Origin of the sequence: Cloacibacillus evryensis DSM 19522 (genome assembly GCF_000585335.1) — a bacterium.
GTDB lineage: Bacteria > Synergistota > Synergistia > Synergistales > Synergistaceae > Cloacibacillus > Cloacibacillus evryensis.
Map to the genome: position 1 here is coordinate 732615 of NZ_KK073872.1, position 16095 is coordinate 748709.

The window sequence follows — 16095 nt, forward strand, 5'->3', positions numbered from 1 at the left end:
TAAGATATATTGAAGCGACACCGTTGGGGGATAGTATTTCCAAAACATGTGCTATGGTAAAACAATTGACAATTAAGAAAAATATCCCTAAATGTTGGGAATAATATGGGAGGAACGAATCATGTCAGAGAAAAAGATGGTAACGCTGGATGGCAACGAAGCTGCGGCGCACGTAGCGCACGCGGTAAACGAAGTGATATCGATCTACCCGATCACGCCGTCGTCGCCGATGGGCGAATGGTCGGATCAGTGGTCGGCGGAATCGCGTCCCAACATCTGGGGCACAGTGCCGCTGGTGGAAGAAATGCAGAGCGAGGCGGGGGCCTCGGGAGCCTACCACGGAGCGCTGCAGGCGGGAGCATTGGGCACCACCTTCACCGCCTCCCAGGGACTCCTGCTCATGATCCCCAACATGTACAAAATAGCGGGCGAACTCACCAGCACAGTCATGCACGTAACAGCCAGAAGCGTGGCCGCCCACGCGCTCTCCATCTTCGGAGACCACTCCGACGTCATGGCCGTGCGCAACACCGGCTGGGCCATGCTCTCCTCGGCGACAGTGCAGGAATCCATGGACAACGCGCTCATCGCGCAAATGGCGACCCTCGAAGGCAAAGTTCCCGTCCTCCACTTCTTCGACGGCTTCCGCACCAGCCACGAAGAAATGAAAATAGAAGAAATCCCCTACGACGCCATGCGCGCCTGCATAGACGACGACCTCGTGCGCGAACACAGATACAACCGCCTCACGCCCGACGCGCCCTTCATCCGCGGCACCGCGCAAAACCCCGACGTCTTCTTCCAGTCGATGGAAGGACGCAACCGCTACTACGCCGACATGCCCGACACCGTCCAGCAAGCGATGGACAAATTCGCGAAAACCATAGGCAGACAATACCACCTCTTCGACTACTACGGCAGCCCCGAAGCCGAGCGAGTCATAATCATCATGGGCTCCGGCGCTGCGGTAGCGCGCGAAGCCGTAGACCGCCTGAACCAAGAGGGAGAAAAAGTTGGCCTAATAATCGTGCGCCTCTTCCGCCCCTTCGACATCACAAGATTCACAAACGCCCTCCCCGGGACAGTCAAAAAAATAGCCGTCCTCGACCGCAGCAAAGACCCTGCGGCCAACAGCGAGCCCCTCTGCGCCGACGTCAAAGAAGCCCTCAACGGCTCCGGCATCACCATAGTGGGAGGCCGCTACGGCCTCTCCTCCAAAGACTTCACCCCGGCCATGGTCAAAGGAGTCTACGACGAACTCCGCAAACTCGCCCCCAAAGACGGCTTCACCATAGGCATAGAAGACGACGTCACCTACACCAGCCTCCCCTACGACCCGTCATTCGACACAGAAAACCCCAAAACAGTCAGATGCCTCTTCTACGGCCTCGGCTCAGACGGCACAGTGGGAGCCAACAAAAACTCCATCAAAATCATCGGCCAGGAGACGGACCTCTACGCCCAGGGCTACTACAGCTACGACTCCAAAAAATCCGGAGGAATAACCGTAAGCCACCTGCGCTTCGGTCCCGACCCCATATACGCCAGCTACCTCATAAACAAAGCCAACTTCCTGGCCTGCCACGTCTACAGCTTCCTCGAAAAACTCGACATCCTGAAAAACGCGGCAGACGGCGGAACATTCCTCCTCAACGCCCCCTTCGGCCCCGAACAAATCTGGGACAAACTGCCGAAAACATACCAGCAAAAAATAATAGACAAACACCTCAAACTCTACGTCATAGACGCCGTTAAAATAGCCAAACAAACAGGCATGGGCTCCCGCACCAACACCATCATGCAGACCTGCTTCTTCGCCATCAGCGGCATCCTGCCCCAGGACAAAGCCATAAAAGCCATCAAAGACTCAATAATCAAAAGCTACACCAAAAAAGGACAGGCCATAGTAGACAAAAACATCAAAGCCGTAGACGAGACACTAGCCAACCTCTACCAAGTCAAAGTGCCGGCCGAAGCGACATCCGCCTTCGACATCCTGCCGCCCGTAGCCGAAGACGCCCCCGAATTCGTCAAACAAATACTCGGCCCCATGATGATAATGGAAGGAGACAGCCTCCCCGTCTCCGCCCTGCCCGAAGACGGCACCTACCCCAGCGCCACCACCCAATACGAAAAAAGAAACATAGCCATAGACATCCCCGTCTGGGACCCGTCCCTCTGCATCCAATGCGGCAAATGCGTCCTCGTCTGCCCCCACGCAGCCATAAGAGCCAAAGTCTACGCCCCCGAAAAACTCGAACAGGCGCCGGCAGCATTCAGACACGCCCAAGCCAAATTCCCCAACTTCAAAGACTATGACTTCACCATCCAGACCGCGCCCGAAGACTGCACCGGCTGCGGCCTCTGCGCGGCCAACTGCCCCATAAACAAAACCAAAGCCGAAGACCCGCACCGTCCGCTCATCATGCGCACCCAAATGCCCATAAGAGAGACAGAAAAAGCAAACTGGAACTACTTCCTCAGCCTGCCCGAAACATACAAAGCCAAACTCAACACAGCGACAGTCAAAGACGTCCAACTCCTGAGACCCCTCTTCGAATTCTCGGGAGCCTGCGCGGGCTGCGGAGAAACCCCCTACCTCAAACTCCTCTCCCAACTCTTCGGAGACAGAGCCATAATCGCCAACGCCACCGGCTGCTCCTCGATATACGGAGGCAACCTCCCCACCACCCCGTGGGCGGTAAACGACCAGGGCAGAGGGCCGGCATGGAGCAACTCCCTCTTTGAAGACGCGGCAGAATTCGGCCTCGGCTTCCGCCTCACCATAGACAAACACAGAGAATACGCGGCTGAACTGCTCACCAAAATGACCCCCGAACTGGGAGAACAGACAGTCAGAGAAATACTTGACGCGCCGCAGACCACCGGCGAACAAATCAAAGCCGTAACAGACAAAATAGACCGCCTCAAAGAACAACTCTGCTGCATAGAGACACAACAGGCAGAAGAACTCGAATCAGTCATAGACAACCTCGCCAAAAAATCAGTCTGGTGCGTGGGAGGAGACGGCTGGGCCTACGACATCGGCTACGGGGGACTCGACCACGTAATAGCCAGCGGCAAAAACGTCAACATCCTTGTACTTGACACCGAAGTCTACTCCAACACCGGAGGGCAGGCCTCCAAATCCACGCCGAGAGGAGCCGTGGCCAAATTCGCTGCGGCCGGCAAACGCATGGGCAAAAAAGACCTTGCCATGATGGCCATGAGCTACGGCAGCGTCTACGTGGGGAAAGTGGCATTGGGAGCCAACGACGCGCACACAGTCAAAGTCTTCCAGGAAGCCGAAGCCTACGAGGGACCGTCCATAATAATCGCCTACTGCCACTGCATAGCGCACGGCATAGACATGGTCAAAGGACTTGACCAGCAGAAAAAAGCGGTAGACTCGGGCCACTGGATGCTCATGAGATACAACCCCGACCTGGCGAAAGAGGGCAAAAACCCGCTCGTCATAGACTCCAAAGAGCCGAGCCTGCCCCTTGAAGACTACATCTACAACGAAGTGAGATACAAAAGCCTCAAAGCGACGGCCCCCGAAGAGGCTGCGCAGCTGCTCGAAGAAGAGAAAAAAGCCATTGCCGACAGATGGAGATTCTACAGGCATATGGCTGAGATGAAGATGGAGGGGTAAGATAGTTATGTCCGAAGTTGAAATAAAAAAAGAGATCAAAGACAGCAACGGAAAAGTGATCGCCACCAAAGTAACGACGGGGGCCGCGGGTGCGGCTCCCACCGTAGAGCCTGCGGCGGAGGCTGTAAAGCCCGAACAGGTGGTCGTGACGGAAAACAAAAAACCGGAAACTTCCGCGGCAAAGACAAAGCCGCGTGTCGGCATTATGGAGACAGCGTTCCGTGACGCGCACCAGTCGATCATGGCGACGCGCCTGCGTACCGACGACATGCTCCCGATATGCGAGGCGATGGACGAAGTCGGCTACCATTCGATAGAGATGTGGGGCGGCGCGACCTTTGACTCGGCGATGCGCTTCCTCAACGAAGACCCGTGGGAGAGGCTGCGCCAGATAAAGAAACGCCTCAAGAAGACCAAAACTCAGATGCTCCTGCGCGGACAGAATATCGTCGGCTACCGCCATTACTCGGATGAAGTGGTGCGCGAATTCGTCAAACGCGCCATCGGCAACGGAATAGACATCATCCGCGTGTTTGACGCGCTGAACGACCTGCGCAACATGTCGATCGCCGCCGAGGCCGTCAAAAAAGAGGGCGGAGAGCTGCAGATGACGATCTCCTACACGATATCGCCAGTCCATACGCTCGACCTCTTCGCGAAGCAGGCGCGCGACATGGCCGACATGGGCGCGGATTCCATCTGCATCAAGGACATGGCGGGGCTCCTCTCGCCGGTTGCCGCTTCAGCGCTCGTGAAGGCGATCAAGAAAAAGGTCAGCCTGCCGGTGCAGATCCACAGCCACTACACCAGCGGCATGGCGGCGATGAGCTACATGGCGGCCCTCGAAGCCGGCGCCGATGTCGTCGACTGCGCGATATCGCCCTTCGCGATGGGCACGAGCCAGCCCGCGACGGAGACGATCGTCGCGGCGCTCGCCGGCGGCCCGCTGGACACGGGACTTTCGCTTGAAAAGCTGCTGCCTGTGGCCCAATACTACCAGATGCTCCATGACAAATATAACGATATCATCATGGGAGTCAGCGGAGTCAATATAAACATCCTCCTCTATCAGATACCGGGCGGTATGTACTCCAACCTCCAGAGCCAGCTCAAAGAGGGCGGCTGCCTTGAAAAGTTCAAGGAGGTCATGGAAGAGGTGCCGCGCGTCCGTAAAGAGATGGGATACCCGCCTCTCGTGACGCCGACGAGCCAGATCGTCGGCACGCAGGCGGCGATGAACGTCATCTCCGGCAAACGCTGGAAGATGGTGCCGAACGAGGTGCGTCAGTATTTCCGCGGCTACTACGGCAAGACGCCGGCCCCCGTCGACCCCGAGATACAGAAGCTGGTCCTCGGCGACGAAGAGCCGATCACCTGCCGCCCCGGCGAGAAGATCGCCCCCGAGATCGAGCAGGCCAAGAAGGAGATCGGCATGTGGTGCACACAGCCGGAGGATATCCTTTCGTACATCCTCTTCCCGCAGGTGGCGAAGGACTTCCTGCCCAATAAGTTCGCGCGGGAAAACCTCGTGGACATCGGCCAGGAACCGCAGGAAGACCCCGAAGCCTACGCGGTGTAGGGAAAGTAAATATATTTACCGGTAAAGTGACCGGCGGCGGCCTCAAAGGCCGCCGCCGGTTTTGACCTATGCCGGATGGCTGTGAGCGGTTGTCGGTATACCGTAATAAAGAAAGTAAGGCAGAAAACAGCGGCCGCGAGGGAGCGTCCCTTCCAAGTCTTTTAATCCGCCGCCGCTTGTCAGTTGCCTTTTTGCAGCTTTACAAATTCTGTGATGCCATCGTGGATCTTATCGCTAAGCGTTCCTTTCGGGATCGGACGCCATTTGTCCGAGGCGTATTCCATCGTTTCGCGCCCGACATGGTCGTTGCCCAGCACGACGTCGGCCTCAAGCAGCTGGGCCTCGCACGCCTCTTTGATAAGAGCCGGTATGGGCCTATGAAAACGCGGAGAAAAAAACCGTAAATTCTTCTCAAAAAAATGACGCCTGTTTGAGTAAAAAATCGTGCAAAAAAGTCCGCTTCACTATAAAATTAATTGTGAATCCAATATTTAGGAGGGCTCCGTATGCTCCACGATTTTGCCGCGATTTCAAGGACCATCATTGAATTTATCAGCATACTTATCATCATGTGCGGCGTGGTCGTCGCCATCTTCAGGGGATGCCGGCTTTTTTTTGCCATGCGCTCGGGCAGCAGCCTGCCGCGCGACGCCTGGATCCAGTTGCGGCTCTCTTTCGAAGATACGCTGATGCTTGGTTTGCAGTTCCTGATGGCCGCTGACATCATCGGCACGATAAGCGATCCGGACCTGCAGGGCGTGATCGTCCTGTCTGTCATCGTTCTGCTGAGGGTCATTCTGAGCTTTACGCTGAGCCGCGAGGTCGCGGAGATGGACCGTCAGAAACGCGAAAGCGCCGCCGCGCCGCACGTCGAATAAAACTTTACCGTTCTGCTATAATGAGCCAATAATCTAATCAGCTGAAAGGAAGTCCTTGCCATGAAATTTTTTCTCGATACCGCAAATCTTGAAGAGGTAAAGGCGGCCTGCTCATGGGGCGTCATCGCCGGGGTCACGACAAACCCCACCCTTGTCTCCAAAGAGGGGAATATAGATTTTCACACACGAGTGCGTGAGATCGCGGAGACAGTGAACGGTCCCGTCAGCGCGGAGGCCGTCTCTCTGGAGAAAGACAAACTGATCGAAGAGGCAAAGGTGATCGCCAAGATCCATCCGCAGGTCGTCGTCAAGGTGCCGCTCTGTCCCGACGGGCTGGGCGCGGTGAAGGAGCTCTCGGCGTTGGGTATAAAAACCAATGTTACGCTCGTATTCAGCGCCAACCAGGCGGTGCTGGCCGCTGCCGCCGGCGCCGCGTATGTGAGCCCCTTTGTCGGGCGGCTCGACGATATCGGCGAAGACGGCATCAAGCTGATTTACGACGTGGTGGAAATATTCGACCTCTACGGCATCGAAACAAAGGTCATCGCCGCCAGCCTGCGCCACCCGGCCCACGTCCTCGAATGCGCGAAGGCCGGCGCCGACTACGCCACGGTGCCCTTCAAGGTGCTTAAGATGCTCTTCGACCACCCGCTGACAACAAAGGGAATCGACCAGTTCAATGCCGACTGGGCGAAGTATCTCTCAGGCAGGAAATAACGCTTTTCTGATATTTCGTGCATAGACGGCCGGTCCCTCTTTGCGGGGCCGGCCATTTTCTTGGGGCGCGGCGGCTTTCGGGCAGCCGCGCCCTTTCATGAAAGCGGGGCTTCATCAATACTGCCGAAGGTTCGCATTGCCGTAACAGGGAGACGCGGAAAAATGATTTACTCGTCCGCTGCGATAATAGTTTACAATATAAACTATCAAAAACTCCAGAGCGGCGGTGAAAAAAGATGACGGGCGGCGGGGAAATAATTTTATATCAGGCGCATGACGGCAGCGTAAAACTTGAGGTACAGACGGACGGAGAGACGGTGTGGCTGACAAAGGAACAGATGGGGACTCTCTTTGACAGAGACAGGAGTGTAATCAGCAGGCATATAGGGAACATATACAAAGAAGAAGAGCTTGAGGAAGAATCAACCTGTGCAAAATTTGCACAAGTTCAGACCGAGGGCGGCAGGTCGGTGCAAAGAGAGATCGAACGTTATAATCTTGACGTCATCATCTCAGTCGGCTACCGTGTCAAATCAAGGCGCGGCGTAGATTTTCGCCGCTGGGCCGGCAAAGTTTTGAAGGACTATGTCATGAAGGGATACGCCGTCAACGACAGGCGTGCAGAGCGATTTGTACTGTTTTTTAAACCATCCTCGCTTGCGGGCGTCCGGCCTGCTACATAATGCCTGCTGCCGCCTTCCTTGGACGTGGACAATGCGGTTTGGCTTACGTTTCACAGCCTTATTGCTCTTTATGCCTGCTGCTTTGAGCACGCGTGCCTCCGAAGAACAGCTCACAGATATACACTCCAATTCGTCACCGTGCCCGAAGACTGTTTTCCGATCACTCTAAAACGATCCGTTTTTTTATCTGTCATGTTCACTAGTGTCTGTCTCATAGTGACATTATCCCAGGCAAATTATGGGGTGGCTTTATCACATAACAACAATATGGGCTCCACGAACATTGATTGACATAAATAAACCACAGGCATACGGATACATAACTTGGAGATTAGGGTTTCTGCTGTAACTTGGACACTATCTAAGTAAAATGTTATACTTTTAAATAGTTTTCAAAGGTATTATTAAAATTTAAAATGCAAAAGGGGGACCGAGTAAAACATTGTCGGTCGCAAAAAACGATATTCGAAGGAGGGTTTGTTATGCAAAGTAAAAGGTTCCTGAAAAATGTACAGACAGCAATAATAGTTGCTTTTGTAATCTGCTCACTTAGCTTCATCGCTATAGCTTCGAATTCAAAGGGTAAGCCCGCATCTGAAAGTGAAGTTGGGGGATCGTGGAGTGTGGATATGAGCAAACTGGAAAATCTGTGGTTTGCGGATCAGAATTGGGATGGAAAATCTTTAAAAGAATACTCCTCAAAGGTAAAAGCCCATTTTGCCGATCCTGACGCCTCCGAATTCGGCGACCATCCAGACTTTACGGCCGAAATGCGCGCTAACGAAAACGATCCGGAAGGCACTGTAAAAATTCTTACCAACGCACAGATGAACAGCTATCTCGAATCTCTGCCTAAAGATAATATGACAATTCGCTACATCGGTGACTATCCGAGCGGAATGAGAATGCCGCTGCTTGTCTTCAGCAGCCCGAAACTTGATGACCCAAGCGGGGAAAAATTACGCGCGCTCAATAAACCTATATTCTACCTTCGTGCGCAAGTCCACGGTAATGAAGTGGCTTCAACAGCCGGAGCGATTATGCTCGCGCAGCGGCTCTGCCAGAAACATTCTGACGTAGCGGGACTTCTCGATAAAATATCCATCGTAATACTGCCGCGCATGAACGCGGATGGTACCAAGATCCACCAGCGAGGTACCAGCATTATATCCGGAGACACCTGGGAGACTGGACTTCCTGATTTCTTCGAGTCTTCAGGCCCTGGCGGCGGAATGAGCCAGTACGGCGGCGGCCTCATGGGCGGTTATGACCAGAACAGGGACAGCGTGTGGCTCGGCGCTCCCGCCGCCCGCGCACATGCGCGGGTACTTGCCGAATATGCCCCTGAATTTTGTCTTGACGCACATGAATATGAATGCAATGGTTACTACGGCCTTCCGTCAAAAATAACCTCCGGTGACAGCTTTGTGTATGAAACAGATCCTGACAATGGCGGCAGGCTTGTGCTAAAAGACGACGGCGGGACGCTCTGCTACTATAAGGAACAGATCACGACGCAGTGGGGCAACCACCTGCTGATACCTGAAGCACTTAGAACTTCTTCCGAAGTCATTCAGCAGAAGATTGCGAATGGGCTGCAGAAGCCGAGCAACCCCAGCGGTTCTTTCTTCTGGGCGCCATATGTGGATACGCGCGGATATGGGCTTGCCATCGGAGAAGACGGTAAATCAACAGGCGGCCTGGTTTCCCTTAACTCCATACCGGCTGGAGAACAGCGTGATGCCGTAAAGAAATGGTCCGATGCCAACGGTAACGTGCCGGAACTTGGCGCCTATCAAGAATCCATAGAGGGTGGGTTTGATCCCTCCATTGCGCGTAACAGCATGGGGCTGACGGGAGCGATTAGTTTCCTCGTCGAATCCAGAAGCGCGGGAGGCCGCTGGGAATTCGCAAGGCGCACCATGGGGCAGTACCTTACCGTCCTCTATTATCTGAAAGCAATAACTGATGACCTCGATAATTATAGCGCTGAGGTTAAAGAGGCCAGAGCTGAGATCCTTGCCGGCGGTAAGGCCGAAAATATTGGCAAAGAAAAATATATGATGACGATCCGTCAGGACTACGACACGGTAGACTATTCTGATGTAGTCACACAGGGCGTATACTATCACGACGGAAGCTCAGAGGACATCTTTGGCCTTCGCAAAAACTCGCGTTTTGGAATGAAGCCGACATTTGAATGCCTGCGACCCTACGCCTACATCATAGACGGTAGCTATTCAATGGCAGACACCATAGCGTTCAGGATGAGCAACCTCGGCGTAAAGTTTGAACGACTTACCGCTCCTGTCAGTCTTGACGTAGAAGCCTATACTATAACGAATATGGGCAAGCTCAGCAGTTTTGGTGCGAGCTGCAAGATCGAGGGCGTGAATAAGGCGGAAAAAGTCGTTTCGTTCCCCACCGGAAGTTACGTAGTCTATATGGAACAGCCGATGGCAAACTATGCGGCGGTCCTCCTTGAGCCGATGTCAATGCGTTCATGGTCAGGCAAGGATGTCAAAAATAATGAGACGCGGCTTGGCAAAGAAGCACCATTCTACCGCTACATGAAAACGGAGAAGATTGCCGATACCGAATCCGTCGAGGTTGTGACGCTTGACTTTACGGACTTTTTTGTTTACGACATCATTCCTTTCTCCGTGGCGGAGACGGAAAATGTCCGCGCAAAAACGATGGATTCCGTATTTGGGGAAACTGTCAGCGTATACGGCCTTGCTCCCAAGTCTGACATCAAGGCGTACCTGCCCTCGGATGGAGACACCAGAAACTGGTTTGTGTACGATGCAACTACAAAATCTTACGGGCAAAAAAATATCACATTTGACGAAGAAATGAACAGGAACTATATAACGATCCCCGCAAAAGATTTTATTGACGCGGGAGACGGATATTACACTGTAAACGTAGCGGTAACCCCCGCAGGGACGCAGCCTGTCAGTAGCTCGTCGTCAGGCTGCAACGCAGGAGCTGCTCATATCATGATCTTGATTGGAGTGTCGGTCGTGCTGTTTGTAGGAAAGAAAAAGGGATAATCCAACTAAAAGCGCCGAAATGTGGCCTTGATAAGCTTCATTCCGGCGCTTTTTATGCATAAGGCGTGCGGTCTCAAAACGAAGCTGATTTCCTGCGTCGGGACTGCGGAATGTCGAACGGCTGCGATCGTTATATCACAAAAACTGGTTTTGATTGAACTGGTATTGATTTTTCAAGGTTTTAGCTGTTTTATTGATGTGCGAAGTTTCAGTTGTATAATAAATCGTGGCAGGATAATTACGGCAAATAATTTTTGGAGGGTGGTCCGCCATGAATACATCTGAGGCAAAAAAGACGAGCAACAGAAAACTTGGAGAAAGTATCTGCAAGGCTCTGGAGGCGCGCGGATTCTCCGCGCAGTACGCCGAAAACGCGGAGGCCGCCTGCGAGCGCGCGCTGGAATTGATTGAAGACGGCGCCAGCGTGGGCATTCCCGGAACGGTTACAGTGCGTGAGATCGGGCTGCCGGAGAGGCTTGAGGAAAAGGGCTGCAAAATAGCCGAACACTGGCTCCCTAATATGACGCGTGAGGAGCGTAAAGCGGCGCTTATCGGCGAGCTTGAAGCGGATTGGTTTGTGACAAGCGCTAACGCGCTGGCGATGGACGGCACCATCGTCAACATCGACGGCACGGGAAACCGTGTCGGCGTGATGGCATGGGCTCCGGGAAAGATACTGTACATCATCGGCGTCAATAAGATCGAGTCCGACGTCGATTCGGCGCTCAAACGCGCGCGCAGTATCGCCTCCCCGCCGAACGCGGTGCGCATCGGCATGAAAACGCCCTGCACCGCCGTCGGGCGCTGTATGGACTGCAACAGCCCGGACAGGATATGCCGCGTGGTGACGATGATGGAGAGAGCTCCCATCGGGCGTGAATGCCATGTGATAATTGTCGGGGAAGAGCTGGGATACTAGCGTTCATCCTTTTAAGCCGGCCGCAGCGAAGATGATTGCCATACGTTAAAATGAAAACCCTGGATGTCTTTTGATATCCAGGGTTTTTTGCGGGTATTTCTCCGTCAGATCAGTCCGGCGTCATGACCGGCTTCGTCGATTATGCTCAGAAGCTTGTCGGCCTCAGCCTCGATATCGACGACGACCTCTTTGCTCTTGAGGTCAAGGGACTTTACCCTGCCGCCCGCGTTTGACACCGCCTCGCGGATTCTCTTTTCGCAGTGTTCGCAGCTCATGTCGGGTACCTTCAGTTTGAATTCAGCCATCTTTTAGAAAACCTCCTTTTTATTTTCGGCGGAGCCGGCGATCCTCAGCGAGTTGAGGATCACAGTTATGGAACTTGCCGCCATCGCGAATTCGGCGGCTATCGGGTGCAGCAGTCCCGCCATTGCCATTGGGATCGCGATTATGTTGTACACGAAGGCGCCGAAGAGGTTCTCCCTTATCACACGCCAGGTCTTAGACGAAATCTTTATCGCGGCGACGATGCGGGAGAGGCCGCCCCTCATTATCACAATGTCCGCGCTGTCGACGGCCAGATCCATGCCGCCTCCCATCGCGATCCCGACCTCCGCGCCCTTGAGCGCCGCCGCGTCGTTGATGCCGTCTCCGCCCATCAGTACCCGGCGCCCCTCGCTCTGTGCTTCGTGTACTAGAGAGAGCTTGTCCTCCGGCCGGACCTCCCAGCGAACATCCTCGATCCCGGCCTCTTTCGCGATCGACAGTGCCGTCTCCTTCGCGTCGCCGGTAGCCATCATGGGGGTCACTCCCATCTTTTTCAGTTCGGAGATCGCGGAGGGGGAGTCCTCGCGGATGGGGTCGGTGATTGCGAAATAGCCTACCGGCTCTCCATTCCTGCGGACTTCAACAAGCGTCACCGCGAGCGATGAGGCGTCGCTCCAGCGGGAACGGTCGAGAGGCCTGCCGACAAACCATTCCGTATCGCCCCATTTGCCGGTCACGCCCTCGCCGGGAGTTTCTGTCAGCGAATCGGCCCTGTCTGCCGGGTGAATGCCGGCCGCCTCCGTCACCGCGCGCGCCAGAGGGTGTCCTGAGTTTGATTCAAGCGCGTAGATATAGCGCAGAGCCGCTTCGGGAGCCTGCCATTTTGTGACCTTCGGCTCTCCCTTTGTGATGGTGCCCGTCTTGTCGAGGATCGCGAAATTCACGTCCTTCAATGTCTGTATCGCCTCCGCGTTGCGGATGAGCAGTCCGGCTCGCGATGCCTCGCCGGTGCTTACCACGAGAGCGAGCGGCGTGGCGAGGCCGAGCGCACAGGGACAGGCGATGACGAGCGTCGCGATAAAGGCGTAGGCCGCGGCTCCGGCAGGCGTCGACAGGTTCGTCGGCCAAGGCATCATCGCGGCGAGCGGCGCGATCAGCGCGTGCAGCTGCGGGAAGAAAAAATACCACGCCGCGGCGCTGAGGCCGGCGAGACCGATGACCGCGGGGACGAATTTCAGCGTGAGGCGGTCGGCGAGGGCCTGTAACGGCACCTTGCCGCCCTGCGCCTCGCGGACGAGTTCGAGCATCTTGGAGAGGAATGTGTCTTCCCCGACCTTTGTCGTACGGATCGTGAGGATGCCGTAAGTGTTGAGCGCTCCGCCAGTAACCTCGGAGCCCTCGCTCTTGGCGACCGGCAGCGATTCGCCCGTGAGCAGCGATTCGTCAACGCCTGATTTTCCCTCTATCACCACGCCGTCGAGCGGGATACGCTCGCCCGGGTTGACCTGCATTATCGTCTCCGGCTTCACCGCTTCGATCGGTACCATGATCGTTTCTCCGTCATCGCCCATGACCCTCGCCTCGCGCGGCTGCAGCGTAAGCAGGGTCTTTACCTGCTTGGCGGCGCGGTCGCGCAGGTGGGATTCAATGTAGCGCCCCGTGAGGTGCAGCATCATTATCATCACTCCGACCGTGCCGAAAGAGGGGATGGCGAAGCCCATGATGTTGAATATCGCCGTCAGCCACGAAGCGGCGGCTGAGAGCGCGATGAGCGAATCCATGTTGGTGTGCCCGTGCCGCAGCGCTATCCAGGCGCCGCCTATCGTCTTGCGCCCGCACCAGAAGATCGCCGCGGCGCCGAAAACTATCTCCAGCGGGCCGTACCACGGAAAGTGATAACCGAAAAACATGTGGAGCAGCATCAGAAAGGAGAGCGGAATACCTATGACCAGTATTTCGATCAGGTTCCGCCTCGCCTCTCGGTAACGCATCTCATCCAGGTCGGCCGGCACGTCTTTCACGATCTCATAGCCGCTTTTTTTAACGGCCGCTTCCAGCGCGTCTTCCCTCACCCCAGGCTCCGCCAGCACGAAGGCGCTCTCGGTGGCGAGGTTCACGGAGGCGAATATGACGCCGGGCACTTTCTTGAGCGCGCGTTCAACGATGCGCGAACAGGTGGTGCAGGTCATCCCGAGTACCCTGAAATTCCATTTTATTTCTTGTTCTGTCTTTTTTATCTCTTCCATTATCAACACCTCTTGGGTGCATTCTAACAAAGGCAAGCTTGCATTAATAGAAAAAATCCCTTATAATTCCTTACCGTAATTGGAGAGTTGTCCGAGTGGTCTATGGTGATTGACTTGAAATCAATTGGGTGTCACAGCCCCGGGGGTTCGAATCCTCCACTCTCCGCCAAGCCTTTATTGAGCCTTGCAAATACTATGTTTGTGAGGCTTTTTAATAGGAATTATAGCCGTTTCAAAGAGCATGTACAAGTGAGGAATTGACTTGTATGCAGAACATTACAAAACGTTCACAGAATGACTACATCTTTCAGAACAATACAAGGCTGTATTTCCGCCAATCAATACCGCCTGACTTACGTCCAATATTCAAAAAGACTGAAATAAGAATATCGTTAAGGACGCCTGACAAAAGGCTTGCTAAACGTAAAGCCGCCGTGCTATCGTCTCATATCTGGGACATCATGACGGCGCTTAGAAAAGGGGATAAGAGAATGACCGAACTGTCGACAGAACAAATTTACCAACTTGTTAAGACGTGGGTAGACAAAGAGCTTGCAGACGATGAAGCGGGGCGGGCGCTTAGTGTTGTAAACGGGAAGACAACTATAAGTAATGAAGAAATGATTGGCTACGCTAATGAAATGCACTCGACAATACAAAGTGACTGCCGTGAAGCGTTGGCAACAGAGAATTATTCCTATGGCTCACCGGGGGCGGAATCTATTATTGAAGATAACGACTTGTCTATATCTCCTGATTCACAAGAATATAAAGCGCTATGCCGTGAGGTCATCAAGGCTCAATATGAGTTGTGTAACGTCATGAAACAGCGTAACAGCGGTAAATATCCAGAGACCTATACCAGCACGGCGGTAAATCCAGTCTTGTACAATCAAAATGTAAAACAATCGAACGTACAGAAGAAGCAACAGAACAAGTTCAGTACTGCATTTCAAGAGTATGTCGCAGAGAAGAAACTAAAGGGTAATTGGACGCCTAAAACGGTATTAGACGCGACGGCAAAGGTCAATATCTTCATTGAGATAATAGGCGATATAAAGCTTTGCGACATTACGCAAGAGAAAATGAAAGAAGCTGAACGGCTTATATTGAAGTATCCAAGCAGTAGGACTAAGAAGAAACAATATAAGGACATACCATATTCACAGTTAAAGAAGATGGATATACCAGAAACAGACAGGTTCAGCCATAAGAGTATTGAGAATTACATGATACAGGTAAACGGGTTCTTGAAATGGCTCAAGCCTATGTATGAAATGCCGGAATGGTTGCCTGTAATTATGTCTGCACCTAAAGCCGACGTAACACAAGATACAACGGCGTCTAAGGACATCTGGACAACAGAGGAATTGAGGAAGATATTCAATGACCCGGCCTATATTCAAGGCGAGAAAACAACTTCAACTAGTAATACGCGCAAGAAATACACCGGCGCGATATTCTGGCTGCCTTTAATGGCGCTGTACAGCGGCGCAAGGCCGGAGGAATTATGCGGCCTGTATTTGTCGGACTTTAAAGTCATTGATGAAGTTAAATGTTATCAGTTGACGCCTTGCATTGAAGATGAGGAGGGTAATCTTGTTAAAGCAAAGCGTATCAAGAATACAGCGTCGCGGCGTATCGTTCCTATTCACGACGAACTGTTGAAGTTAGGGCTATGGGAATATGTGCAGGAGTTGAAAGAACAAGGTCATGCAAGACTCTTTGATGAACTAGCCGCAAGCGGTGCAGACCAGCGCTATAGTACTGGATATACGAAATGGTTTAACAGATATGTCAGTCAGACATTATTAATCAAGGGAAGCAAACAAAAGGGCGCAAAGGTATTTTATTCGTTCCGACATACGTTTATAAATTATTGTGTACAAAATTCGTTGAGGGATATTTACTTTGAACGAGTTGTCGGTCATGCGGTTCAAGGGAACGAGTCAACCTTGAAGCATTACGCTAAACCTATTTCACCACGGATATTAAAGGCGGAAGTAATCGACAGGGTGAATTTCGATGTAGACCTGTCATCGCTAAAGAATAATCCGTTTTCGCGGTCTATGAAAGGGTAAATGGCATATCTGCTGAA

11 protein-coding genes and 1 tRNA gene are annotated in these 16095 nt (G+C 53.3%); 9 read left to right on the plus strand and 3 right to left on the minus strand.

The window, feature by feature from the left end:
- Positions 1–121 precede the first annotated feature (121 nt).
- Together nifJ and CLOEV_RS03170 are read left to right on the plus strand one after the other, a co-directional pair.
- Positions 122–3655 carry a pyruvate:ferredoxin (flavodoxin) oxidoreductase gene (nifJ, locus tag CLOEV_RS03165; protein WP_034441879.1) on the plus strand — a complete coding sequence of 1178 codons (3534 nt, stop codon included), beginning with the start codon at positions 122–124 and terminating at the stop codon, positions 3653–3655.
- 7 nt (positions 3656–3662) lie between these two features.
- A complete protein-coding gene (locus CLOEV_RS03170; protein WP_008710374.1) occupies positions 3663–5234 on the plus strand; it encodes a pyruvate carboxylase subunit B in 1572 nt (523 codons plus the stop codon).
- A 179-nt stretch (positions 5235–5413) separates the two neighbouring features.
- Here the strand turns inward: CLOEV_RS03170 and CLOEV_RS16745 are convergent, their stop codons facing one another.
- On the minus strand, positions 5414–5551 hold the full coding sequence (locus CLOEV_RS16745) for a hypothetical protein (RefSeq protein WP_156796946.1): 138 nt from the start codon (positions 5549–5551) through the stop codon (positions 5414–5416).
- 189 nt (positions 5552–5740) lie between these two features.
- On the opposite strand from CLOEV_RS16745, the gene CLOEV_RS15745 reads away from it, so the two are divergent.
- The 5 genes from CLOEV_RS15745 to CLOEV_RS03195 all read left to right on the plus strand — a co-directional run bounded on the left by CLOEV_RS15745 (position 5741) and on the right by CLOEV_RS03195 (position 11487).
- Positions 5741–6112: a DUF1622 domain-containing protein gene (locus CLOEV_RS15745; protein ID WP_008710375.1), complete on the plus strand. Its 372-nt coding sequence runs from the start codon at positions 5741–5743 to the stop codon at positions 6110–6112.
- Between the two features lie 60 nt (positions 6113–6172).
- Entirely contained in the window at positions 6173–6829 is a 657-nt protein-coding gene (gene fsa / locus CLOEV_RS03180; protein ID WP_034441881.1) for a fructose-6-phosphate aldolase, read from the plus strand.
- 236 nt (positions 6830–7065) lie between these two features.
- A complete protein-coding gene (locus tag CLOEV_RS03185) occupies positions 7066–7512 on the plus strand; it encodes a virulence RhuM family protein (RefSeq protein WP_245591100.1) in 447 nt (148 codons plus the stop codon).
- Between the two features lie 482 nt (positions 7513–7994).
- Positions 7995–10568 (plus strand): M14 family zinc carboxypeptidase, encoded by a 2574-nt coding sequence (locus CLOEV_RS03190; RefSeq protein WP_169732186.1) that lies wholly within the window; start codon positions 7995–7997, stop codon positions 10566–10568.
- A 271-nt stretch (positions 10569–10839) separates the two neighbouring features.
- On the plus strand, positions 10840–11487 hold the full coding sequence (locus CLOEV_RS03195; RefSeq protein WP_034441885.1) for a lactate utilization protein: 648 nt from the start codon (positions 10840–10842) through the stop codon (positions 11485–11487).
- A 104-nt stretch (positions 11488–11591) separates the two neighbouring features.
- Here the strand turns inward: CLOEV_RS03195 and CLOEV_RS03200 are convergent, their stop codons facing one another.
- Both CLOEV_RS03200 and CLOEV_RS03205 read right to left on the minus strand, forming a co-directional pair.
- Positions 11592–11792, minus strand: a complete 201-nt coding sequence (locus CLOEV_RS03200; protein ID WP_034441887.1) for a heavy-metal-associated domain-containing protein — start codon at positions 11790–11792, stop codon at positions 11592–11594.
- A gap of 3 nt (positions 11793–11795) precedes the next feature.
- Positions 11796–13997: a heavy metal translocating P-type ATPase gene (locus tag CLOEV_RS03205; RefSeq protein ID WP_034441889.1), complete on the minus strand. Its 2202-nt coding sequence runs from the start codon at positions 13995–13997 to the stop codon at positions 11796–11798.
- Positions 13998–14078: 81 nt separating this feature from the next.
- Between CLOEV_RS03205 and CLOEV_RS03210 the strand changes: the two genes are divergently transcribed.
- Both CLOEV_RS03210 and CLOEV_RS03215 read left to right on the plus strand, forming a co-directional pair.
- A tRNA-Ser gene (locus tag CLOEV_RS03210) sits at positions 14079–14166 on the plus strand.
- Between the two features lie 97 nt (positions 14167–14263).
- Positions 14264–16078, plus strand: coding sequence for a site-specific integrase (locus CLOEV_RS03215; protein ID WP_034441893.1), 1815 nt, complete (start codon positions 14264–14266; stop codon positions 16076–16078).
- The last annotated feature ends 17 nt before the right edge of the window (positions 16079–16095 follow it).

Bases quoted from the DNA above. Each gene is read 5' to 3' on its own strand.
- CLOEV_RS03215 (WP_034441893.1), top strand. From the start codon at position 14,264: ATGCAGAACATTACAAAACGTTCACAGAATGACTACATCTTTCAGAAC.
- CLOEV_RS03200 (WP_034441887.1), bottom strand. From the start codon at position 11,792: ATGGCTGAATTCAAACTGAAGGTACCCGACATGAGCTGCGAACACTGC.
- CLOEV_RS03205 (WP_034441889.1), bottom strand. From the start codon at position 13,997: ATGGAAGAGATAAAAAAGACAGAACAAGAAATAAAATGGAATTTCAGG.
- CLOEV_RS03190 (WP_169732186.1), top strand. From the start codon at position 7,995: ATGCAAAGTAAAAGGTTCCTGAAAAATGTACAGACAGCAATAATAGTT.
- CLOEV_RS03170 (WP_008710374.1), top strand. From the start codon at position 3,663: ATGTCCGAAGTTGAAATAAAAAAAGAGATCAAAGACAGCAACGGAAAA.
- nifJ (WP_034441879.1), top strand. From the start codon at position 122: ATGTCAGAGAAAAAGATGGTAACGCTGGATGGCAACGAAGCTGCGGCG.
- CLOEV_RS03195 (WP_034441885.1), top strand. From the start codon at position 10,840: ATGAATACATCTGAGGCAAAAAAGACGAGCAACAGAAAACTTGGAGAA.
- CLOEV_RS15745 (WP_008710375.1), top strand. From the start codon at position 5,741: ATGCTCCACGATTTTGCCGCGATTTCAAGGACCATCATTGAATTTATC.
- fsa (WP_034441881.1), top strand. From the start codon at position 6,173: ATGAAATTTTTTCTCGATACCGCAAATCTTGAAGAGGTAAAGGCGGCC.
- CLOEV_RS03185 (WP_245591100.1), top strand. From the start codon at position 7,066: ATGACGGGCGGCGGGGAAATAATTTTATATCAGGCGCATGACGGCAGC.